Raw genomic sequence first — 20,618 nt, 5'->3', positions numbered from 1 at the left:
CCGGCGGCCGGGACGACGTTACCGGGTCCGGGTCTCGAAACCACACCACCCTCGGTGACTGGTTCATCCATATAGGCGGCTTTTCGAGAGCATAGGGGGGTCCCGCGCTTTCCGTCCGTAGTGGTATGGCCTGACCGAATCGCAATTCCTCGCAATTCACAGGCGGCACCCAGCTATCGCCAACTGTGAGGACAATTCTCCTTTATCGCCACGAATCAGCTGGCCAGCTGTCAGGGTGAAAGTCGCAGGACGTCCCGGGCGATGCCCTGTTGACCACCCCATTCACGTCCAATCGGGAGGACTTCTGTGCGCCAGAACACTGTGAAGCGGGCACTCGTCGCGTTCGCCCTGGCCCTGCCGGGAGCCGCGATCGCCACGGTGGTCGCCGCGCCAGCGGCCCACGCCGACGGCTGCTACACCTGGAAACGCGACCTCTACCAGGGACGCTCCGGCGACGACGTCCGCCAGTTGCAGATCCGGGTCGCCGGGTGGGCGGCCCGGGGGGCGATCGTCCGGATCGACGGGGACTTCGGCCCCGAGACCGCCGCCGCGGTCAAGCGCTTCCAGACCGCGTACGGGCTGCGCAGCGACGGCATCGCCGGCCGGCAGACCTTCGCCAAGATCTACCAGTTGCAGGACGACGACTGCACGCCGGCCCACTTCAGCTACCGCGAACTGGACGACGGCTGCGGCAGGGGCGGCTGGAGCGGCGGCCCGCTCTCGGCCACCGACACCAAGGCCACCGCGGTGCGCACCATGTGGAAACTGGAGGCGCTGCGACGCGGCCTGGGCGACAAGCCGCTCAACGTCACCAGCGGCTTCCGCGACAAAAGCTGCAACAAGCAGGTCGGCGGGGCGTCGGACAGCCAGCACCTCTACGGCAACGCCGCCGACCTGACCTCGGGCAGCAGGTCACTCTGCGAGGTCGCCCGCGCCTCCCGCGACCACGGGTTCAGCGGCATCTACGGTCCCGGCTACCCCGGTCACGACAACCACGTCCACGTGGACTCCCGGCGGGAGAACAACCGGGACACCTCGGCGAACCGCACCAGCTGGGCGGCGCCGGACTGCGGCGTCAGCCGCTGACCGACGCCCGGAAGGCACCGGCCCGGCTGGCCGGGCGAAGGGACACCAGCCCGACTGGCACGGGCGGGAGGAAGCCGGCCCGGCCCCACGGGATCATCGGGGCCGGGCCGGCGTCGGGCACCCGGAGGGAGCCGAGCGGGCGTACCCCGCTCAGCTCGCCCGGGGCCAGCGCGGCGCGGCGGCGGGGGGCGCCACCGGCCGGCCGGGAACGCCGGCGCGCACCGCGGGCCGCATCCCCGCAGCGGCGGGCCGGGCCCCGGGCGTGCCGGGCCTACCGACCTGCCCCCGGGTCGGGTAGCCGGCGGTCGGGGCGGGCCGCGCGGGCGTCGCACCGGCCCGGGGCGTGGTGTACGTGAACGGGAAGGGCACGTGCACGAACGGGTTTCCGTGCCGGATCAGCGCGTCGATCTGACGGTCGTTCAGCCCGTGGTTCTCCAGCACCCGCCGCCCCCAGCGGTGCAGCCGGCACGGGTACGACGCGCCGTCGTTGCGGCACAACGGCCCGGTGGGCCACTCCTCGGCGGCGTGCACCACCACCGCTCGCACCGCGAGCCGGACGTCCTCGGGTGTCAACGAGGCGGGCACCGGCACCTCGCCCAGAACCTGATCGATGGGGTCCGTCGACTGCTCACCAACTCGCACGGCAGGCCTCCCGCAGCTCGGCAGCGATTGCAGCCGAATCGCCGCAACGCATCCTCGCGCAGTGGTACGGGCGGTGAGCGGCGACGGTTCAATCCCCCCAGGCAGTGAGCAGATCGTCCGGGGTCAACACCCGCGCGCCGTCCACCACACCACCGGCTCGGGCGACCGCCACCAGCGGCACCTGTTCGTCCGCTCCGGGCAGCCGGGACCGGTACAGGACGAGCCGGCCTCAGACCAGGCCCGCATCGTGGACCAGCAGCGCCACCTGGACCCGGTTGTTAAGCGCCAGCTTGGTCAGCAGCCGCGACACGTACGCCTTCACCGTCGCCACGCTCATGAACAGCTCCGCCGAGATCTCCGCGTTGGTCCGGCCGTGGCCGAGCGCCACCGCGACCTCCCGTTCCCGCGCGGTGAGCCCGGCCAGCAGCCGCAGCGCCCGGTCCCGGCGCGGGTCCGGCCCCGGCGTCGGCCCGGTCAGGTGGCTGATCAGCTGCCTGGTGACCGTCGGGGACAGGGTCGCCTCGCCGGCCGCCACCCGACGCACCGCCTGGACGATCTCCGCAGGCGGGGTGTCCTTGAGCAGGAACCCGCCCGCCCCGGCCCGCAATGCGCGCAGCACCTGCTCGTCGGCGTCGAAGGTGGTCAGCACCAGCACCTCCGGCGGGTGCGGCAGCGCCCGCAGCGCCTCGGTGGCGGCCAACCCGTCCACCCGGGGCATCCGGATGTCCATCAGCACCACGTCCGGCGCGCACCCGGCCACGGCGGCGGGCACCTCGTCACCGTCGGCCGCCTCCCCCACCACCCGGACGTCCGGCACGCCGCCGAGGATCATCGACAATCCGGCGCGCACCAGCGCGTCGTCGTCGACGATCAACACCCGCACCGGGGCTCCGGCGTCTCCGGCCGGCACGCCGGTCACCTGGCACCGCGCCGGGAGCGGACGGCCCGGCGACTCATGCCGGCCACGGCAGTCGGGCGGCGAGCCGGAAGTCGCCTGTCGCGTCGTCCCGGCCGTGCGTCAGCCGGCCACCGGCCAGGGTGACCCGCTCGGCGATGCCGACCAGCCCGGTCCCGGCACCCGGCAGGACCGGACCGGGTGCGCCCACCGGCCACGGGTTGCGGAGCTGGACGAACAACTCCCGCCCCGGGCCACCGGCCAGCCGGACGTCGACCGCCGCGCCGGGGGCGTGCTTGCGCGCGTTGGTCAGCCCCTCCTGCACGATCCGGTACGCGCTGCGCCCCACCGCCGCCGGGACCTCCGCCGGGTCGGTGACCTCGTCGACCAGGGTGACCCGTACCCCGGCGGCCCGGGACTCGGCGATCAGCGCGGGCACGTCGGCGAGGGTGGGTTGGGGGCGTTCCGGGGCGGCGTCGCCGCCTGCGGCGTCGGCGCGGAGCACCCCGATCACCTCGCGCAGGTCCTGGAGGGCGGCGTGGGCGCTGCCCCGGATCACCCCGGCCGCCCGGGCCACCTCCTGCGGCGGCGCGTCCGGGCGGAACTCCAACGCCCCGGCGTGCAGGCTGAGCAGCGAGATCCGGTGCGCCAGCACGTCGTGCATCTCCCGGGCGATCCGGGTGCGTTCCAACTGGCGGGCCTGGTCGACGCGGAGCTGCTGCTCGGCCTCGGCCCGGTGAGCGCGGTCGCGCAGCGACAGCACCAGCTGCCGGCGGGCCCGGACGAACATCGCCCAGGCCACCACGATGCCGATGAACATCACCGTCCAGGCCACCGTTCCCCAGTAGGGCAACGTCGGATCGGGGCGGACCACGGTGTAGAGCGGAACCGTCAGCAGGTGGAAGCCGACGAGCGCCGCGCCGATCGGCAGCGGCCGGTGGACCAGCACGGTGAACACCACGACCAGCAGCGCCACCCCGGCGGTCACCGAGAACAGGGCCAGCGGCAGGCCGGCCACGGCCAACCCCACCGGCCAGCGCCGGCGCAGCCAGAGCGCCACACAGTAGGCCAGACCCGCCGCCAGGTCGGCCCCGACCACCCAGGACGGGCCGGCGTTGTGGGCGAACTGCGGATCGGGGGACACCGCGTCGCCGAACGCCACGAGCGCCCAGCCGAGGGCGAGCAGGAAGGCCACCACGTCGACCAGCCAGTCCCGGGGCGTACGCCGGGGGGCCCTCGTCTCGGGCGTCAGCGCCCCCGGCAACAACCAGGGATGATCAGGTACGACGGCAGCACTCACCCACCCATGCTAGAAACCCGGCAGGCGTCACGGACACCAACCAAAGTCGAGGTCTGTGGGTAGACCGAGGTAGGGGTGGCCCTCGACCGCCGGCCGCAGCGCCCGGCCAGGTGGCTGCGACAGGCTCGACGGCATGATCGCAGTTGACCACCTCACCAAGCGGTACGGCCCGCACGCCGCCGTCGACGACGTCTCCTTCCGCTGCGAACCCGGCACGGTGACCGGTTTCCTCGGCCCGAACGGTGCCGGCAAGTCCACCACCATGCGGATGCTCTGCGGGCTCACCCGCCCGAGCTCCGGCACCGCCACCGTCGCCGGTCAGCCCTACCGGGAGCTGCCCAACCCGGGCCGGGAGGTGGGTGTGCTGCTGGACGCCTCGGCCCAGCACGTCGGGCGCAGCGGGCGGGAGACGCTGACCCTGGCCGCCCGGACCATGGGCGTGGCCGCCGCACAGGTGCCCGCCGTCCTCGACCGGGTGGGCCTGAACCCGGTGGCGGCGAAGCGGCGGGTCGGGGCGTACTCGCTGGGGATGCGGCAGCGGCTCGGCCTGGCGCTGGCGCTGCTGGGTGAGCCCCGGGTGCTGGTCCTCGACGAGCCGGCCAACGGCCTGGACCCGGAGGGGATCTTCTGGATGCGCGGGTTGCTGCGCGACTTCGCCGACCGGGGCGGAACCGTGCTGCTCTCCTCCCACCTGTTGCGGGAGGTGGAGGCGGTCGCCGACCGGCTGGTGGTGATCGGCGGCGGCCGGGTGGTCGCCCAGGGCGGCAAGGACGAGTTGCTGGCCGGCGCCGGCACCCTGGTCCGGGCCCGCGACCCGCACGCTTTGCGGCTCACCCTCGACCGGGCCGGGCTGGACGCCACCGGCAGCGCCGACGGCGGGTGCGTGGTCCGCGCCGAACCCGACGCCGTCGGGCAGGCCGCCGCCGACGCCGGGCTGGTCCTGACCGAGCTGCGGCCGGCCGGCGGCGGTGGCCTGGAACAGCTCTTCCTCACCCTGACCGCCGGCGCGAGCACCAAGGAGGCCGTGCAGTGACCACCGTGACGACCACTCCCCCCGCCACCGCCCGGGAAGCGATCCCCGGACCGTCCCTGACCCGGCTGGTCGGGGTGGAGCTGCGCAAGCTCGGCGACACCCGGGCCGGCCGCTGGCTGCTGGCCTCGATCGGGCTGATCGCCGCCGCGATCGTCGCGCTGCAACTGCGTTTCGTCGACGACGCCGCACAGACCTTCACCAATTTCTTCACCGCGTCACTGGCGCCGGTGGCGCTGCTGCTGCCGGTGCTGGGCATCCTGTCGATCACGGCCGAGTGGTCCCAGCGCACCGCGCTGACCACGTTCGCCCTGGTGCCACGCCGGGAACGGGTGGTGCTCGCCAAGCTCGTCGCCGTGCTGCTCGCCGCGCTGGCGTCGGTGCTGGTGAGTCTGGCCGTCGCCGCCGCCGGCACCCTGCTGGCCGGGGTCACCGGCGGGGCGGGGAGCTGGGACTTCGACTGGACGGTGGCCGGGCACGCCGCCGTGTTCCAGGCCATCAACGTGCTGATCGGCGCGGGTTTCGGGTTGCTGCTGCTCAACACCCCGCTGGCGATCGTCACCTCGCTGCTGCTGCCGACGGTGTGGGGCATCCTCTCCGCGATGATCTCGGCGCTGCACGGCCCGGCCCGCTGGCTGGACACCTCGGTCACCATGGAACCGCTGCTCGGCCCGGACGTGAGCGCCGGGCAGTGGGGCCGGCTCGGGGTCTCCCTGCTGGTCTGGGTGGCCGCCCCGCTCGCTGCCGGGCTGGTGCACACGCTGCGGCGGGAGGTGCACTGACGATGCGGGCGCGGGAGCCGGGGGCCGCCACCAGGGTCGGTGGTGACGTCGGGGAACTGGTGGTGCTGTGGGTCGGCTTCCCGCTGCTGGGCGCCGCCGTGGGCGGGCTGCTGCCGCTGGTCGCCGACTGGGTGGCCGGGCTGCCCTGGGCCCCGGTGCAGGGCTGGTTCGAGCTGGTCGCCGGGCTGCCGTACCGGCGGGCGCTGGTCGGGGGCGTGCTGCTCGGCGTGCTGGCCGGGCTGCTCGTCGCCCACGTCGGCACCCGGGAACGGTTGATCGTCACGGTGGACCGGGGCGGGGCCCGGCTGCGCCGCGACGGCGTCGACCGCGACCTGCCCCGCAGGTCCGTCACCGCCGTCTTCACCGACGGCAGGGAACTGGTGCTGCTCGGTCCGGCCGGTGCGGAACTGGCCCGGGAACGGTCCGACCTGAGCCGGCGGCGGCTGCGGGACGCCTTCCGCGAGCACGGCTGGTCGTGGCAGGACGCCGACCCGCACCGGGAGGCGTACCGACGGTGGGTGGCGGGGCTGCCCGACCTGCCGCCGGGGGCGGACCCGCTGCTGTGCGCCAGGCAACGGGCCGTCGACGCCGACCGGCAGCGCGACGCCCGGGAGCTGCGCGGTGAGCTGGCCCGGCTCGGGGTGGTCGTCCGGGACGAGGACAAACGGCAGTACTGGCGGACCGTTCCGCTTCCCCGGGAGGAAAAGCCGGACGGGCGGTAGCGTTGCGGTGGAGGAGATCCCTCGGAACCGGGAGCGTGCCCCATGACCGAGCAGCAGCCGTACCGGGTGCTGGACCAGCACCCCGGCTTCGAGCTGCGCCGGTACCCGGCCCACCTGGTCGCCGAGCTGCGGATCGACGGTGGTTTCGCCGCCGCCGGCAACGCCGCGTTCCGGCCCCTGGCGGCGTACCTGTCCGGGGCCAACCGGTCCCGACGGCGGGTCGGGACGACCGGGCCGGTGGTGTCGGAGGCGGCCGGGTCCGAGCGGATCGCGATGACCGCGCCCGTGGTCCAGGAGGAGGGCGACCGGCCCCGGACCTGGCGGGTGTGGTTCGTGCTGCCGGCGCGGCTCACCCCGGCCACCGTGCCCGAGCCGACGGACCCCCGGATCACCGTCCGGGAGATCCCGGAGCAGCTCGCGGCGGCGGTCCGGTTCGCCGGGCGGTGGACCGACCAGGCGTTCGAGCAGCGGGCCACCGCGCTGGGCCGGGCGGTCACCGACGCCGGCCTCACCCCGTCGGGGGCGATCCGGTACGCCCGTTTCGACCCGCCGTGGAAGCCGTGGTTCCTGCGCCACAACGAGGTGGTGCTGCCGGTCGTCGAGTGAGCGCCGCCGCGTGCCTCCGACCGCTGTCGCGTCGTTGGCGATTGTGTATCCGCCCCGCAGGGAGTATCAACCAAGGTGGATATCTGCCGGCGGAAGGGGACGACGATGGCCTCCACAGTCGACCGCGGTGGGATCTTCCGCCGCAAGCCGGTCGAGGAGATCGCCGACGAGACCGGGTCGGGGCTGTCCCGCTCGCTGGGGTTGTGGCAGCTCACCGCGATCGGCGTCGGCGGCATCATCGGCGCCGGCATCTTCGCCCTGGCCGGGGCGGTCGCCAACGAGACCGCCGGGCCGGCCGTCCTGGTGTCGTTCCTGATCGCCGGCCTGGCCAGCGCGGCGGCGGCCCTGTCGTACGCCGAGTTCGCCGGCATGATCCCCAAGGCCGGCTCGGCCTACACCTACGGTTACGCGGTGCTCGGCGAGGCGGTGGGCTGGTTCATCGGCTGGGACCTGCTGCTGGAGTACACCGCGATCGTGGCGGTGGTGGCGATCGGCATCTCCGGCTACTTCGGTTTCCTCGTCGGTCAGCTCGGCGTCGACCTGCCGGCCTGGATGCTGGGCGCCCCGGGCACCGGCGACGGGCACGTGGTGGACCTGTTCGCGGTGCTGCTCTGCCTGCTGATCGCCTTCCTGCTGACGTTGGGCATCAGGACCGCCGCCCGGTTCGAGACGATCGTGGTCGGGCTGAAGGTGGCCGTGGTGCTGCTGGTGATCGTAGTCGGCTTCTTCCACGTCCGCACCGCGAACTACTCGCCGTTCTTCCCCTTCGGGCTCAGCGGGGCGTTCACCGGCGCGGCCACAGTCTTCTTCGCCGTCTTCGGCTACGACGCGATGAGCACCGCCGCCGAGGAGTCCACCGACGCCCGCCGGCACATGCCGAAGGCGATCATCTGGTCGCTTGTCATCTCGATGGTGCTGTACGTGCTGGCCACCCTGGTGCTGACCGGCATGCAGAACTACCGGGAGATCGACCCGGAGAGCGGCTTCTCCTCCGCGTTCGCCTCGGTCGGGCTCTCCGGCCTGGCCAGCGTCATCGCCGTCGGGGCGATCATCGGCATCCTGACCGTGATGTTCACCTTCATGCTCGGGGTGACCCGGGTGTGGTTCTCGATGAGCCGTGACGGCCTGCTGCCGGCCTGGTTCGCCAAGGTGCACCCGGTGCGCCGGGTACCGACCCGGGTCACCTGGATCGTCGGGGTGGCCTCGGCGGTGATCGCCGGCTTCCTGCCGATCCGGCAGGCCGCCGAGCTGACCAACATCGGCATCCTGCTGGCCTTCGTGGTGGTCTGCGTCGCGGTGATCGTGCTGCGCTACCGCAGCCCGGACGCCCCGCGGACGTTCCGGCTGCCGGGGATGCCGGTGGTGCCGGCGCTCGGCGTGGTCTTCTCGGTCTGGCTGATCAGCTTCCTCGACCACGTCACCTGGCTACGGTTCGCCGTCTGGTTCCTGATCGGCGGGCTGGTCTACGCGTTCTACGGTTACCGCCGCTCCGCGCTGGCCGGTCGGGACGACCCGTCGGCCGGTGAATCCGGGCGGTGACCGGGCGACCTGAGTAGTCCCGGCTCCGGGCCCACGGCCGGACGGGTCAGCAGCAGCGCGGTGCCGAGCCCGGCGAGCAGCCCGGCCAGTGAGGGGAGCGCGTCCGAGCCCGGCCCGGCGATCGGACTGTTGCCGGCCAGCGCGGTCAACGGCGCACCGGGCCGCAGGGCCGCGCTGACCAACTGTGCGACCGACAGCAGCGCCAGCGGGACGACCAACGTGACCGGGACGAGCAACGCGTGCCACCGCCACGCCGGTCGGCCACCAGGCCAGGGCCGGGTCAGCAACGTCACCCCCACCAGCAGCACCGCGCCGAGCACCGCCGCCGGCAGCCGCCGGTCGGCCGACCCGGTCAGCCGGACCAGCAGCAGGCCGACCCCACCGACGACGGCCGTCCCGACCGCCACCGCGATCCGGGCCCGTTCCCGGTCGGGTGCGGCGGCCAGCGCGCCGGCCACGGTCGTCGCCAGCAGGAGCAGGCCGGTCACCAGGGCGGCCGGACCGAGTTCGGGGTCCTGGTCCGTCGGCGACCGGGTCAGCACGGCGACCAGCGCCGACACCGCCGCCACACAGGCCACCCCGGTCAGCACGGCCCGGTCCCGACCGACCACGCCAGCCGCCCGGTACGGGTCTGCCAGAGCTGCGACACGACCCGGCCCGACCACTGCGGCCACGGCGTCCCGGCGTACGGCGGAAGCGGCGGTGATCCCGACGGCCAGCCAGCCGAGGGCGACGAGCAGCACGGTCGCGCCGGTGCCGGTGGGGTCGGCCCGGTCGACGGCGACGTCGGCGGCCAGCGCACCCCCGGCGAGCAGCACGGCGGACAGGGCCCAGGGTCGCCGGCCGCCCCCGGCCAGCACCAGCCCGGACGCCATCGCCGTCAGCGCCAGGAAGCGCAGGTCACGGGCCCAGTAGGTGTTGTCGCCGGGCAGCCGCTCCGACCACGGGCCGACCGGCTCGGTGAGCGGTTGCCACACGGTCATGCCGACCGCCCAGAGCACCACGGCCAGCGCGGCGAGCCCGCTGCCGACGACGGCGAAGCTGACTCCCGGTCGCGCAGCGTGACCGGCTCGGGTGGGCATCATGGATGGTCAGACTCCAGCCGGACCGCTACGGTTCCCCCTCTGGGGAGGTGCCGTCGGTGTACGTCGTATCCGTGATCAACTACAAGGGCGGGGTGGGTAAGACCACAGTGACCGCCAACCTCGGGGCCGAACTGGCCAACCGGGGGATGAAGGTGCTGCTGATCGACCTCGATCCGCAGACCAGCCTGACGTTCAGCTTCTACGACCCGGACGACTGGCGGGAACGGCTGCGCGACGGTCGTACCGTGAAACGCTGGTACGACGGCCTGCGCGGAGACACCCCGGCGGTGACCCTGGGTGACCTGGTGGTCTCCCCCGGCCCGGCCAACGCGCACCTCTCCGGCGCCGGTCGGCTCGACCTGATCGCCTCGCACCTCGGCCTGGCCGACATCGACCTGGCGCTGGCCCGGGGCGTGGCCGACGGGGACGACTACGACCGGGAGCTGTTCCGGGTCCGTGGTTCGCTGGCCGAGGGGCTGCACGACGCGGCGCTCGACGGCTACGACCTGGTGCTGATCGACTGCCCGCCGAACTTCAACGTGGTCACCCAGTCCGCCGTCATCGCCAGCGACCACCTGCTCATCCCCGCGAGGGCCGACTACCTGTCCACGCTCGGCATCGACCACCTCTGCGGCAGCGTCCGGGAACTGGTCGACAGGTACAACGCCGACGCCCGCCGGTTCGCCACCAGCCGCCGGCACCACAAGGTGGCCCCGGACGTCGCCGGGGTGGTCTTCACCATGATCCAGCTGACCGCGCAGCGACCGATCGCCGCCCACCAGGGCTACCTGGACCAGGTACGTGCCCTCGGGCTGCCGGTCTTCCCCACCGCGCTGCGGGAGAACATCACCCTGTTCGCCGGGAACACCCCGCGCGGGGTGCCTGTGGTGCTGCGCCACCGGGTCACCTCGCCTGTGGTGCAGGAGGAGTTGCGGCAGATCACCACCGAGTTCCTCGCCCACCTGCAACCCCGCGAGGTGGCGGTATGACCGGGACGCCACCCGACCGGGACCTCGCGGCCGGTGTCCTGGCCCGGGTGGGCGAGTTGCTGTCCGGGCTGTCGGCCGCCGACGTCGCCGCGCTGGCGCAGGGCCGGGCCCGGCTGGTCGTCGTGCCGGTGGCACCGGCCGGTGACCCCGCCGTCCAGCCGGCCGGCCGGACTCCGGCGACCTCCTTGCCGGCCACCCTGCCGGCCGCACCGGTGCAGAGCAAGCCCTCGGGCGTCGACCTGGACGCCGCATCGGCCACGCTGGACACCATGGTGCACCGCCGGGACGGTACGGCGTACCTGACGCCCTGGTCGATCCGGGACCTGCGGGCGTTGGCCGCCCGACTGGGGTTACGCGGGGTGGCCGGCCTGCGCAAGGCGGAGCTGGTGGAGCGGCTGGTGGACCGGACGATCGGCTTCCGGGCCGCCGCCGCCGCCGTCCGTGCCCGCTGAGCCGGTCCGCCGCCGGCCCGAGGGCGGGACATCCGGTCTGACCGGCCCTGGCCTGCTCGTCCGTCCGGTCGGAGCCAGCGCTTTCGATCTTGTGCGGCACCGGGCCGGTGGATAAGCTCCCGCGGCTGTCTCCACCTGAGAAAGGACCGCAGTGACCGCTTCTGTCACCACCCAGAAGTCCTGGGTCGTCGCCCTGTTGCTCTGCTTCTTCGTCGGCGTGCTCGGCGCGCACCGGTTCTACACCGGCAAGGTCGGCACCGGTGTGCTCCAGCTGATCACCCTCGGCGGGCTCGGCATCTGGGCGTTCATCGATCTGATCATGATCCTGGTCGGTGCGTTCCGCGACAAGCAGGGCCAGCCGCTCGCCAAGTGAGGCGGGTGGGCCCGATCCGCGCCCACCCCGGGACGGCCCCGTCCCGGGGCCGCCCCGTCGGGCGGGTCGGGCCTCCTCCCGGAAGGTTGGCGGTGGGCGGGAATTCACCTGGTCGTCCTCCCGCCTGTCGGGTTCCGGCCGATAACATCGCCGGGCATGGATACGAAGAGCAGCACCCGCCCGCGACCCGGGCGGCTGATCACCGCACTCACCGCCGTCGTCACCCTGGCGATCCCGGTGGTGGTGACCACGACCTCGGCGTCCGCGGCGGCCACGTCGACCGTGGCGCAGGCCCTCGCCGCCCAGGACGGCCGGGTCGCCACGGTCACCGGGTACGTGATCGGCCAGCCGACCGCCACCAGCACGGTGCTCACCTCCGGCTACACCGCCGACACCGCCATCGCCCTGGCCGACACGGCCACCGAGACCGGCACCGGCCGGATGCTCTACGTCCAGCTCACCACCGCGTACCGCAGCTCGTTCGGGTTGCTTACCAACCCGTCGCTGCGGGGCCGGCAGGTCACCGCCACCGGGACGCTCACCGCGTACTTCAGTCATGGCGGGTTGAAGAGCCCGACCGCGGTGAGCCTCGGTGGTGGCGGCACGCCGACGCCCACCCCGACCGCCTCCCCCACCCCCGGGCCCACCGGCTCCACCGGGCCGTACGACTCGACGTACTACGTGAACGCGGTGGGCAAGAGCGGCAGCGCGCTGCGCGGTTCCCTGCACACCATCATCAAGACCCAGACGAAGCTGAGCTACGACCAGGTGTGGGAGGCGTTGAAGGACACCGACCAGGACCCGGCGAACGCCAACAACGTGATCCTGCTCTACAGCGGACGGTCGCAGAGCAAGAGCAGCAACGGCGGCGGGGCCGACGACTGGAACCGGGAGCACGTCTGGGCCAAGTCGCACGGTGACTTCGGAACCGCCACCGGACCGGGCACCGACGTGCACCACCTGCGGCCGGAGGACGTGACTGTCAACTCCGTGCGCGGCAACAAGGACTTCGACACCGGCGGCAGCGCGGTCGCCGAGGCCGCCGGCAGCTACACCGACGCCGACTCCTTCGAGCCGCGTGACGCGGTCAAGGGCGACGTCGCCCGCATGATCATGTACATGGCGATCCGGTACGAGGGGGACGACGGCTGGCCGAACCTGGAGATGAACAACTCAGTCAGCAACGGCAGCGCACCCTACCTGGGTCGGCTGTCGGTGCTGCTCCAGTGGCACCGGCAGGACCCGCCGGACGCCTTCGAGCAGCGCCGTAACCAGCGCATCTACGAGCGCTGGCAGGGCAACCGCAACCCGTTCGTCGACCACCCGGAGTGGGCCACCGCGATCTGGGGCTGAACGCGTCGGTTGTCACAGATCACCACCGGTCGGGCGGTGAGGACGCCGCCCGACCGGGTACACCCCCGACATGGCGAATACCGTTCCCGACATCAGTCTCAACGACGGCAACACCATCCCACAGCTCGGCTTCGGGGTCTTCCAGATCGAGCCGAAGGACACCGCCGAGGCGGTGGGTCGGGCGCTGAGGATCGGCTACCGGCACATCGACACCGCCCAGATGTACGGCAACGAGGCGGAGGTCGGCGAGGGCGTCCGCGCCTCCGGCCTGGACCGGGGCGAGGTCTTCGTGACCAGCAAGCTCAACAACGGCTTCCACCGCCCCGAGGACGCCCGCAAGGCGTTCGAGTCGACGCTGTCCGCGCTGAAGATGGACTACGTCGACCTGTTCCTCATCCACTGGCCGCTGCCGACCCGCTACGACGGCGACTTCGTCTCCACCTGGAAGACGCTGGAGGAGTTCCAGCGCGACGGCCGGGCCCGCTCGATCGGGGTGTCGAACTTCCAGGTGCCGCACCTGGAGCGGCTGGCCGCCGAGGCGGACGTGGTGCCGGCGGTCAACCAGATCGAGGTGCACCCGTACTTCACCAACGAGCAGGTGCGCGCGTACGGCAACGCGCACAACATCCCCACCGAGGCGTGGTCCCCGATCGCCCAGGGCAAGGTGCTCGACGACCCGACGATCGTCGACATCGCCGAACAGCTCGGCCGTACGCCCGCCCAGGTGGTGCTGCGTTGGCACGTGCAGCGCGGCGACATCGTCTTCCCCAAGTCGACCACCCCGAAGCGGATCGAGGAGAACTTCCAGATCTTCGACTTCGCCCTGGACGACACGGCGATGGAGCGGATCAGCGGGCTCGACAAGGGCGAGGCCGGACGGACCGGACCGAACCCGGACGCCTTCGACTACATCCCCGCCTGAGCGAACAGGGCGCCGCGCGGCGCGACCCACGGGGCGGGACCCGGTCACGGGTCCCGCCCCGTCGCGTCCGGGACGGGGCGGTGCCAGGGGGCCGGGCCGGGCCGCGCTGTCATCCGTTCCGCGTCAGAACAGCCAGGCGGGACTTTCCTTCCGACAGTGGCGGGCTGCCCTCCTGACGGAGCAAGTCAAGCAGGGCTAGCAGGTCGTCATGTAGCTGACTCAGCCGCTGGTTCCCGTGGTCATCAACGTTCTGGATGACCGGCACCTCGGCACGCAGTCGCTCGAACCAACGGCGGAATGCGGGGTCGCTGTCCAGCAGGTGGCAGAACGCCGCGTATCCCAACACGTCCCGAATCCGGCCGGCGGGCGACTCGGTCCAGGTCAGCATCAGCTCACCGATCGCCCGTTGCTGGCCCCGAAAGAGCCGGAAGGGTCCTTGCAGGGCGTCGGTCGCCAGGGTCTTGTGGGTTCGCTGGATGATCTCCAACAGGTCTCTGGTGTTCTGGTCGGCGTTACTGTGGAGGAACCGGTGGTCCCGTCGCAGCAGTTCGACCCAGCCGAGATACTCGGCAAGCACATAGACGGTGTTGTCGACCACGTACCGTTCGTCCTCCGGGTCACCGCAGCGCAGGTAGCGGGGCAGCAGTCCACATCTGATCACGTTGTACAGGCGCGACTGGAGCGACTCGGCCGCCCACCGAAGCGGGTCCTGATAGCGCCGGAACAGTTCGTCGGCAAGCTCGCCCTTGGTGCGTTCGCGGGATTTCTCCTGTAGCTGATGGGTGACCACCGTGGTGCGGTGTGCGGTCCGAGCGGTGACCAGGACACTGACGAGTGCGACGGTAGCTGACAGGATGGCGATGAGGACTTCCGGCCGCATGAGCCCCAGCCTGCCGCAGGACACGCGCCGATGACGTACCCCTACTCGGTTCGCGACTGACGGATTGCCGTCATCCAAGCTGGTTGATGCGATGTCGCCCCCATGAACCGTCGGCGCCGGCCGAGGGCACGGGGCCAATATGGGTGAGGTCGATGCTGTCGAGCTGATGGCGCAAACGAATCAGCCACCACATCGGCCATTGATAGATGCCCATCAAGGCCCGTAGCATCCCCGGCATGCGTGCCGCCCGCGTCACCGTCACCGCCACCGTCGCCGCGCTGGTGAGCCTGCTCGCGGTCAGCGCCGCCCACGCCGACGACACCCCGGCGCTGACCACCCCCGGCGCACCGGTGGTGGTCGGCAACGACCCGCACCGGCTCACCCTGACCTGGACCCCGTCGACGTGGCGGGGCGAGCCGGGCGGCCCGATCACCTACGACGTGCGCTCGCCGATCGGGCCGAACGCCTACCGGGGCCTGGGCAGCACCGAGACCAACACCGTCACCCTGACCGACCTGGCCCCCGGCACCGACTACCGGATCGCCCTCCAGGCGTACGCCATCGGCGGGTACTCCGACACCTCGCCGGTCACCGAGGTGCGCACCGCGTACGGGCGGGCCAAGGTCGACTACCTCAACCTCGACTGGGCGCCCACCGACAACCAGGCCCAGTTCCGGATCAACGTCACCAACACCGGCACCCGGCCGCTGGACCTGACCACCGTGCGAGTCCGCTACCACCTGCGTTTCGAGAACGGCAACGCCGCGCTGACCACCGAGTGCGACTGGGCGACGCTGGGCTGCGCCAACATTCGGCGTACCCTCCAGTACTTTCCGCCGCCCGCGCCGCCGCCCGGCCCCACCCCGACGCCGGTGCCCACCGTCTTCCCGGTGCCCGGCACCCCCTTCCCCGGCTGGGTGGAGCTGACCTTCACCACCGGTGTCCTGGCCCCCGGCGCCTCCTCCGGCCCGATCCAACTCCGGCTGCACCGTCCGAACTGGACGACGATCGACGAACGCGACGACCCGAGCTGGCAGGCGGCCACCGGCGCGTGGACCGCCAACAGCCGGATCACCCTCGACGTCGACGGCGTCCGCGAGTACGGCGACAACTGGGGCTGACCGCCTGCCCACCCTCGACGCCCGACAACTACCGCTCGCCCGTCGGCACGCCCCACGCGTAAGCACGCCCCACGCGTAAGCACGTCTCGCCCGTAAGCACGCCTCACACCTGGGCGTCCCTCAGACCTGGGCATCGCCGGCGACGGCGCGCTGGGCCGCGACGATCGTGTCGACCGGCAGGCCGAGACCGCAGAGCACGGCGGCCAGGTAGTCCAGCACCCGCCAGTGCTGCTCGTCGGTCAGTCCGAGCCGCCGCCACACCCCGCCGGCCGCCCGCCCTCCGTCACCGCCGGGGTCGCCGAGGGTCGCGGCCAGCAGGGCGGTCAGCCGGCAGGCGAGCCGGGGCCGGTCCAGCCCGATCAGGTACGGCGCCAGTTCGGCGTCCGCCGCGACCAGGCGCAGCCAGCGGATCACCACTGCGCGCACGCCGGCCGGACCGAGCCAGTCGAACGCGTTCCGGGGGCAGCTGACCAACTCCGTCGTCCGCACACCCGTCAGTACGGATCACAGCGCACGCGCAGTTCATCAGGCGACCTGGTGGTGGCGAGATCGCAGACGGGCGGCGGGCGGCGGGCGGAAGCAGTCTTCCCGCTACGGCATAAGACGGTGCGTCATATTTATGCCCGACAGGCATACCCGCCTCGGGCATCATCGTCGCCCCGCGAGGTGGGTCCCGTCGTCGAAGCCAGGTCGAGCGTGGAACGCCAGGTCGAGCGTGGAACGCCAGGTCGAGCGTGGAACGCCAGGTCGAGCGTGGAACGCCAGGTCGGACGGTGGGGGACTCCCGTCGGCCGGCGGGACGTGTGCCGACGCATGCGACATCCGGGTCATGCCGAGGCCCGGTGGTCCTCCAGGAACGTCATGGTGGTCTGGTTGGCCGCCCAGCCGTCGGGGAACTTCACCGGCACGTCCAGGTGCACCGACTCCGTCGACGGGTGGGCGTCCAGCAACTCGCCGATGCCGGCGCGGGCCACCACGATGCAGGCGTGCCGGTGCCGGGAGGTCAACACGCACAGCCGCCCCGACTCCAGGTGGAAATTCGTCGCGTCCCGCCGGCCGGAGAGCGGGTGCAGCACGATCGTCACGTCGTACTCGCGGCCCTGGAGCCGGTTGGCGGTGTCCACGGTGATGCCCGCCCCGGCCTCCCCGAGGTGGGCGCGGATCGCGGCGACCTGGTCGCGGTGCGCGGCCCCGACGGCGATCCGGTCGGCGGTGACCGGCGCACCGGCCGGCGCGTGCTCACTGACCGCGACCGCGCCCCGGTGCAGCACCCGCAGGGCGAGCGCGGCGCACGCCGAGGCGGCCTCCGCATCGGTACGCAGGGTGTGCCGGGCCGGCAGCTCGTGCAACGCCCAGCCGGTGCCGGCGGCCAGCTCCACCGCCGCGTCGAGCGTGTCGCCCGGCCCCGGCCGGGTCAGCGTCAACGCCCGGTCGGCCGGGCCGGTGCCGGCGCGGAACCCGGTGAACGGGTAGAACGCCGCCGCGACCACCGGGGCCGCCGACGCCGGCAGCCGCCAGGACACCGGCAGGCGGTGCACCGGAAGCTCCGGGTTGTGCCGCAGCAGCACCGCCACCGCCGCCTGCATCGGGTCCCAGCTCAGACCCGTCCAGCGCAGGGTCTCGACGGTGGAGAACGGGTCGAGCTGCCCGGGATCACCCACGAACAGCGCCCGCTCGAACCTCCCGGCCACCCGCAGCAGCGCATCCGAGCGCATCTGGTACGCCTCGTCGACGATCGCCCACGGCCACCGACCCTCGGTGACAGTGGCCCACTTGGCCGCCGTACCGATGGTGACGGCCGGGTCACCCAGGTCGGCGACCTTCGACGCGACCCGGACCGTGTCGTGGCCACGGACCCGCTCCGACGGCCGGTAGTCGGTCGCCGAGAGCCGGCCGATGCGCAGCTCGGGGGCCTTGGTGGCGAGTCGGTCGATGAGGTCGTCGACCTGCTCGTTGGTCTGCGCCACGATGATCAGCGGCTCCCCGGCGGCGGCCAGCTCGACGGCGGCCCGCACGACCAGGGTCGACTTGCCGGCCCCGGGCGGAGAGTCGACCACCACGCCCCGGTGGTCACCCGCGCGCAGGTCCGCCAGGACGGCCGCGACGACCCGTTCCGCCTCGACGGCCGGCGGCACTTCCAGCCCGAGCATCAACCTCACCTCCCACCAGGCATTCTCGGCACCCTACCCGTCCCGCCCTACCTTCAGCCGCCAGCCGCTCGGTCACCCGGCCCCCGCCGCGTCACGCGCGGCGCACGCCGTGGACCGCCGTCCGGGGCCGGATCAGGCCCACGCAGCGGAACGGGAGCCGGTCGACCAGTTCGACCGGAACACCACGTCGTTCGGCCAGCAACCGGATGTGCGGCAGCTCGGTGGTCGCGTCGACCCGCAGCAGGATCTTCCACGGCATCCGACGCAGCAACGCACGGGTGGTCTCCCCGACGCCGGGTTTGACGAGGTCGACGTCACCGATGCCGTAGGCACGGCTGATCTCCTCGGCCGCCCGCCAGCCGGCCCAGGTTTCCGACAGCTCGGCCGGGCATCCGGCCGCCCGGTCACGCCGGACCGCGTCGACCACCTCCGGGAACGCGGCGGTGACGGTGTCGACGAATACGGCGGAGACGTCCGCACCAGCCAGCTGCGGGTAGAACTTCGCGCCGTGGAACTGGCCGGGCGCGATCAGATCGTCGCGGAGAACCGTCCGCGAGACGAGACCCGACACGGTGGAGTTGAGGCAGGCCGACGGCACCAGGCAGTCGTCTCTCGTGCCGTGGAACCGGGTGCAGCCGCCGGGGTCGGCGAGGACGGCCAACTCGGCGGAGAAGCCACCGCCGCCGGACAGGCCGAGCTGGAGGTTGGCGACGGCGACGGCGTCGACCAGTTCGCGGGCGATGGCACCCTTACCGGTCCACCCGTCGACGAACATGACGGCCGACGCCGGGTGGTGCGCCGCGAGGTACTCCAACGCCACCAGGTCGATCCCCCGACCCCGGATGATGCTGCACGAGTAGTGCGGCACCTCCAACTGGTGGGCGTACCTGGCCCACCGGCGCAGCAACACCCCGACGGGGGTGCCCGCCCGCGCCAGGGACGCCAGCACGACACCGCTACCGCGGGCCGCCAACACCCGTTCCGTGAGAATGCCGACGACGTACGCGAGTCTGGTCGCGGACGCGGCGAGCTCGGTGTGGAAGAGCCGCTGGTAGGCGGCCCCCGGCTGGTACTCCACCGGCAGGGATTCGGCGTAGTGCGCCCGGCCGGACTGCACGGCCTCCTCACGCTCCTCCGCCGACGCCTCCAGTGCCACGTCGGACAGGTCGGTCAACAACCAGCCGACCTCGCTGCGGTCGTACGAGCCGAAGCCGGGGCCGCGCAGCGGTGTGGCGGGAACAGGACGGGTGGGGGTACGGACGGACACGACACGGTCTCCGGTGCGGGTGGAAGGGACGGCAACGTCAGCAGGTGGACCTGGTCGCAGACGCCGCCGAGCTGGTCGAGCAGCCCGCCCGGGGCGTGCAGCGCGGGGGTGTCGCCGACGCTGTCCACGACGACCAGGACATCGGTGAACCCGTGCCCCGGCTTCGGGTCGGGGGGCAGGTTGTAGGCGTACCGGAGTCCGGGCCCGTCGGCCGGATCGTCATGACTGGGAAAGGTGATCCTGCTCCGGATGGCGTAGCCGGGGTCGTCCACGGCGAGCGCCGGTGACCGGGCGGTGGCCAGGAACCGGACCACGGCGACCCCGGCCAGGAGCATCCGGAGCTGGTTGGCGATGAGCAGCGGGGCGTACATCAGCTCCTCGGACCCGAGGACCAGGACACGGTCCCCGGTGAACCGGGCGACCAGCTGTGCCGCGACCCGTTCGGCGGCGGTGTGCAGGGCGGTCCGGTCGTGCCGGTCGAATCCGTGGCGTGCACCTTCCCGGGCACCGTGCCATCCGAGGAGTGGCAGGCGTCGCGGCGGGGTGCCGCCGGCGGGCGCACCGGTCGGCGCTGCGGAAGGCTCGTGATCCGTCACGAGTCGTCGACCGGTGGACAGGACGTCGGTGGGTAGCCGCAGCCGGCCCCGGGCCAGGGCGACCACGGTGAGGTCGACGCCCATCCGCCTCGCGACCGACGCCATCCGGGCCCGGTCGGCGGGCTCCCGGAGGTCGACCAACGTGGCGATCACGTACCGGGACCGGGGGGTACGCCGGTGGAGGGCCGCGACGGTGTTCAGGACGGTCTGCCCGGTGGACAGTTCGTCGTCGACGAGCACCAGTGGTCCGCCCCGGGACAACAGTTCTTCGTCGTCGGGCAGCAGGAGGTGCCGGGTGGCGTGGCTGTGTTCCTCCTCGAACTCGGCGAAGCGCCGCGCTGCGGGCGGACTCCGGCGGGTGGAGTGCAGATAGTCCGCACCCCACGCGTCGGAGACCGCGTGACCGAGTGCGGTGGCCGTCTCCGCGTAACCGAGGACTGTCGTCGACGAGGCCAGGTCGGGACGCGCCACCCGGTGGGCTTCACCATGCGTCGCGCAGAGCTGGATCAGCGCGTCGGCGGAGCCGGATGAGCCGGCGAGGGCCGCGCGGAGGAGCGTGGCGCCGGCCCGGGCGATGCCGGTGTCGCGTCCGGTGACCCGGTCCACGGTCACCGCCCCGAGCAGGCGACCCACTCCGTAGACCAGCGCCGGGTCCGCCGGCACGTACTTGCCGAGCACGGCCGAGACGAGCAGGTGGACACGTCTGGTGTTGTGTCGCAACGCGAGGCCCACCAGATCCGTCAACGCCAGCGGGATTGCGGTGGATTCGGTGGTGATCCGCGCGCCCAGCCGCTCGGCCACCCACCGACCGGTCCAGACGTCACTCAC

22 protein-coding genes are annotated in these 20,618 nt (G+C 72.7%); 12 read left to right on the top strand and 10 right to left on the bottom strand.

Annotated features, from left to right (window positions below; genetic code table 11):
- Nucleotides 1-306: 306 nt before the first annotated feature.
- Nucleotides 307-1,086: a D-Ala-D-Ala carboxypeptidase family metallohydrolase gene (locus AC0AIB_RS05855; protein ID WP_328339684.1), complete on the top strand. Its 780-nt coding sequence runs from the start codon at nucleotides 307-309 to the stop codon at nucleotides 1,084-1,086.
- Nucleotides 1,087-1,236: 150 nt separating this feature from the next.
- On the opposite strand, the gene AC0AIB_RS05850 is transcribed toward AC0AIB_RS05855, so the two are convergent.
- The 3 genes from AC0AIB_RS05850 to AC0AIB_RS05840 form a co-directional block, all read right to left on the bottom strand.
- A complete protein-coding gene (locus tag AC0AIB_RS05850) occupies nucleotides 1,237-1,728 on the bottom strand; it encodes a hypothetical protein (RefSeq protein ID WP_328339686.1) in 492 nt (163 codons plus the stop codon).
- A gap of 229 nt (nucleotides 1,729-1,957) precedes the next feature.
- Complete coding sequence (locus tag AC0AIB_RS05845) at nucleotides 1,958-2,560, bottom strand: response regulator (protein WP_442930843.1); 603 nt, start codon at nucleotides 2,558-2,560, stop codon at nucleotides 1,958-1,960.
- 121 nt (nucleotides 2,561-2,681) lie between these two features.
- Nucleotides 2,682-3,923: a sensor histidine kinase gene (locus AC0AIB_RS05840; protein WP_328339691.1), complete on the bottom strand. Its 1,242-nt coding sequence runs from the start codon at nucleotides 3,921-3,923 to the stop codon at nucleotides 2,682-2,684.
- A 133-nt stretch (nucleotides 3,924-4,056) separates the two neighbouring features.
- Here AC0AIB_RS05840 and AC0AIB_RS05835 point away from each other — a divergent pair, with 133 nt between their 5' ends.
- From AC0AIB_RS05835 to AC0AIB_RS05815, 5 genes are all read left to right on the top strand, one after another.
- Nucleotides 4,057-4,956, top strand: a complete 900-nt coding sequence (locus tag AC0AIB_RS05835) for an ABC transporter ATP-binding protein (RefSeq protein ID WP_465096189.1) — start codon at nucleotides 4,057-4,059, stop codon at nucleotides 4,954-4,956.
- On the top strand, nucleotides 4,953-5,735 hold the full coding sequence (locus AC0AIB_RS05830; protein WP_328339695.1) for an ABC transporter permease: 783 nt from the start codon (nucleotides 4,953-4,955) through the stop codon (nucleotides 5,733-5,735). Before AC0AIB_RS05835 ends, AC0AIB_RS05830 begins: the two co-directional genes overlap by 4 nt.
- Nucleotides 5,736-5,737: 2 nt before the next feature.
- Nucleotides 5,738-6,457 (top strand): YqeB family protein, encoded by a 720-nt coding sequence (locus tag AC0AIB_RS05825; RefSeq protein WP_465096188.1) that lies wholly within the window; start codon nucleotides 5,738-5,740, stop codon nucleotides 6,455-6,457.
- A gap of 42 nt (nucleotides 6,458-6,499) precedes the next feature.
- Nucleotides 6,500-7,063, top strand: coding sequence for an SOUL family heme-binding protein (locus AC0AIB_RS05820; RefSeq protein WP_328339699.1), 564 nt, complete (start codon nucleotides 6,500-6,502; stop codon nucleotides 7,061-7,063).
- Nucleotides 7,064-7,168: 105 nt separating this feature from the next.
- The gene (locus AC0AIB_RS05815; protein WP_328339702.1) at nucleotides 7,169-8,602 is read left to right on the top strand and encodes an amino acid permease; all 1,434 of its coding nucleotides are present in this window, start codon (nucleotides 7,169-7,171) and stop codon (nucleotides 8,600-8,602) included.
- On the opposite strand, the gene AC0AIB_RS05810 is transcribed toward AC0AIB_RS05815, so the two are convergent.
- Nucleotides 8,542-9,687 carry a hypothetical protein gene (locus tag AC0AIB_RS05810; RefSeq protein WP_328339704.1) on the bottom strand — a complete coding sequence of 382 codons (1,146 nt, stop codon included), beginning with the start codon at nucleotides 9,685-9,687 and terminating at the stop codon, nucleotides 8,542-8,544. The genes AC0AIB_RS05815 and AC0AIB_RS05810 overlap by 61 nt on opposite strands.
- 56 nt (nucleotides 9,688-9,743) lie before the next feature.
- Here AC0AIB_RS05810 and AC0AIB_RS05805 point away from each other — a divergent pair, with 56 nt between their 5' ends.
- The 5 genes from AC0AIB_RS05805 (at nucleotide 9,744) to AC0AIB_RS05785 (ending at nucleotide 13,776) form a co-directional block, all read left to right on the top strand.
- The gene (locus AC0AIB_RS05805; protein ID WP_465096187.1) at nucleotides 9,744-10,676 is read left to right on the top strand and encodes a ParA family protein; all 933 of its coding nucleotides are present in this window, start codon (nucleotides 9,744-9,746) and stop codon (nucleotides 10,674-10,676) included.
- On the top strand, nucleotides 10,673-11,128 hold the full coding sequence (locus AC0AIB_RS05800; protein WP_465096186.1) for a Rho termination factor N-terminal domain-containing protein: 456 nt from the start codon (nucleotides 10,673-10,675) through the stop codon (nucleotides 11,126-11,128). The genes AC0AIB_RS05805 and AC0AIB_RS05800 overlap by 4 nt, the downstream gene beginning before the upstream one ends.
- A 151-nt stretch (nucleotides 11,129-11,279) precedes the next feature.
- Nucleotides 11,280-11,501, top strand: coding sequence for a TM2 domain-containing protein (locus AC0AIB_RS05795; protein ID WP_328339710.1), 222 nt, complete (start codon nucleotides 11,280-11,282; stop codon nucleotides 11,499-11,501).
- Between the two features lie 156 nt (nucleotides 11,502-11,657).
- Nucleotides 11,658-12,854 (top strand): endonuclease, encoded by a 1,197-nt coding sequence (locus AC0AIB_RS05790; protein ID WP_465096185.1) that lies wholly within the window; start codon nucleotides 11,658-11,660, stop codon nucleotides 12,852-12,854.
- 70 nt (nucleotides 12,855-12,924) lie between these two features.
- Entirely contained in the window at nucleotides 12,925-13,776 is an 852-nt protein-coding gene (locus tag AC0AIB_RS05785; protein ID WP_328339714.1) for an aldo/keto reductase, read from the top strand.
- A gap of 109 nt (nucleotides 13,777-13,885) precedes the next feature.
- On the opposite strand, the gene AC0AIB_RS05780 is transcribed toward AC0AIB_RS05785, so the two are convergent.
- Nucleotides 13,886-14,656: a hypothetical protein gene (locus AC0AIB_RS05780; RefSeq protein WP_328339716.1), complete on the bottom strand. Its 771-nt coding sequence runs from the start codon at nucleotides 14,654-14,656 to the stop codon at nucleotides 13,886-13,888.
- 70 nt (nucleotides 14,657-14,726) lie between these two features.
- Nucleotides 14,727-14,873: a hypothetical protein gene (locus tag AC0AIB_RS05775; RefSeq protein ID WP_328339718.1), complete on the bottom strand. Its 147-nt coding sequence runs from the start codon at nucleotides 14,871-14,873 to the stop codon at nucleotides 14,727-14,729.
- Nucleotides 14,874-14,892: 19 nt separating this feature from the next.
- Between AC0AIB_RS05775 and AC0AIB_RS05770 the strand changes: the two genes are divergently transcribed.
- A complete protein-coding gene (locus tag AC0AIB_RS05770) occupies nucleotides 14,893-15,777 on the top strand; it encodes a cellulose binding domain-containing protein (RefSeq protein WP_465096184.1) in 885 nt (294 codons plus the stop codon).
- Nucleotides 15,778-15,897: 120 nt separating this feature from the next.
- Here AC0AIB_RS05770 and AC0AIB_RS05765 read toward each other — a convergent pair whose 3' ends face one another.
- The 4 genes from AC0AIB_RS05765 to AC0AIB_RS05750 all read right to left on the bottom strand — a co-directional run bounded on the left by AC0AIB_RS05765 (nucleotide 15,898) and on the right by AC0AIB_RS05750 (nucleotide 20,618).
- Nucleotides 15,898-16,266: a globin family protein gene (locus tag AC0AIB_RS05765; protein ID WP_328339722.1), complete on the bottom strand. Its 369-nt coding sequence runs from the start codon at nucleotides 16,264-16,266 to the stop codon at nucleotides 15,898-15,900.
- A gap of 338 nt (nucleotides 16,267-16,604) precedes the next feature.
- Nucleotides 16,605-17,927, bottom strand: coding sequence for an AAA family ATPase (locus AC0AIB_RS05760; protein WP_465096183.1), 1,323 nt, complete (start codon nucleotides 17,925-17,927; stop codon nucleotides 16,605-16,607).
- A 91-nt stretch (nucleotides 17,928-18,018) separates the two neighbouring features.
- Nucleotides 18,019-19,194 (bottom strand): cysteine protease StiP family protein, encoded by a 1,176-nt coding sequence (locus AC0AIB_RS05755; RefSeq protein ID WP_328339726.1) that lies wholly within the window; start codon nucleotides 19,192-19,194, stop codon nucleotides 18,019-18,021.
- Entirely contained in the window at nucleotides 19,098-20,618 is a 1,521-nt protein-coding gene (locus AC0AIB_RS05750; RefSeq protein ID WP_328339728.1) for a phosphoribosyltransferase family protein, read from the bottom strand. The genes AC0AIB_RS05755 and AC0AIB_RS05750 overlap by 97 nt, the downstream gene beginning before the upstream one ends.

It is taken from the genome of Micromonospora sp. DSM 43699 (assembly GCF_055517075.1).
The sequence above is the reverse complement of the archived record's forward strand: the minus strand, read 5'-3'. Positions and strand labels throughout refer to the sequence as shown.

What these genes read in the sequence shown, in the direction of transcription:
- AC0AIB_RS05770 (WP_465096184.1), top strand. Translation starts at nt 14,893, where the DNA reads ATGCGTGCCGCCCGCGTCACCGTCACCGCCACCGTCGCCGCGCTGGTG.
- AC0AIB_RS05835 (WP_465096189.1), top strand. Translation starts at nt 4,057, where the DNA reads ATGATCGCAGTTGACCACCTCACCAAGCGGTACGGCCCGCACGCCGCC.
- AC0AIB_RS05800 (WP_465096186.1), top strand. Translation starts at nt 10,673, where the DNA reads ATGACCGGGACGCCACCCGACCGGGACCTCGCGGCCGGTGTCCTGGCC.
- AC0AIB_RS05760 (WP_465096183.1), bottom strand. Translation starts at nt 17,927, where the DNA reads ATGCTCGGGCTGGAAGTGCCGCCGGCCGTCGAGGCGGAACGGGTCGTC.
- AC0AIB_RS05785 (WP_328339714.1), top strand. Translation starts at nt 12,925, where the DNA reads ATGGCGAATACCGTTCCCGACATCAGTCTCAACGACGGCAACACCATC.
- AC0AIB_RS05825 (WP_465096188.1), top strand. Translation starts at nt 5,738, where the DNA reads ATGCGGGCGCGGGAGCCGGGGGCCGCCACCAGGGTCGGTGGTGACGTC.
- AC0AIB_RS05780 (WP_328339716.1), bottom strand. Translation starts at nt 14,656, where the DNA reads ATGCGGCCGGAAGTCCTCATCGCCATCCTGTCAGCTACCGTCGCACTC.
- AC0AIB_RS05845 (WP_442930843.1), bottom strand. Translation starts at nt 2,560, where the DNA reads ATGATCCTCGGCGGCGTGCCGGACGTCCGGGTGGTGGGGGAGGCGGCC.
- AC0AIB_RS05815 (WP_328339702.1), top strand. Translation starts at nt 7,169, where the DNA reads ATGGCCTCCACAGTCGACCGCGGTGGGATCTTCCGCCGCAAGCCGGTC.
- AC0AIB_RS05820 (WP_328339699.1), top strand. Translation starts at nt 6,500, where the DNA reads ATGACCGAGCAGCAGCCGTACCGGGTGCTGGACCAGCACCCCGGCTTC.
- AC0AIB_RS05790 (WP_465096185.1), top strand. Translation starts at nt 11,658, where the DNA reads ATGGATACGAAGAGCAGCACCCGCCCGCGACCCGGGCGGCTGATCACC.
- AC0AIB_RS05810 (WP_328339704.1), bottom strand. Translation starts at nt 9,687, where the DNA reads ATGATGCCCACCCGAGCCGGTCACGCTGCGCGACCGGGAGTCAGCTTC.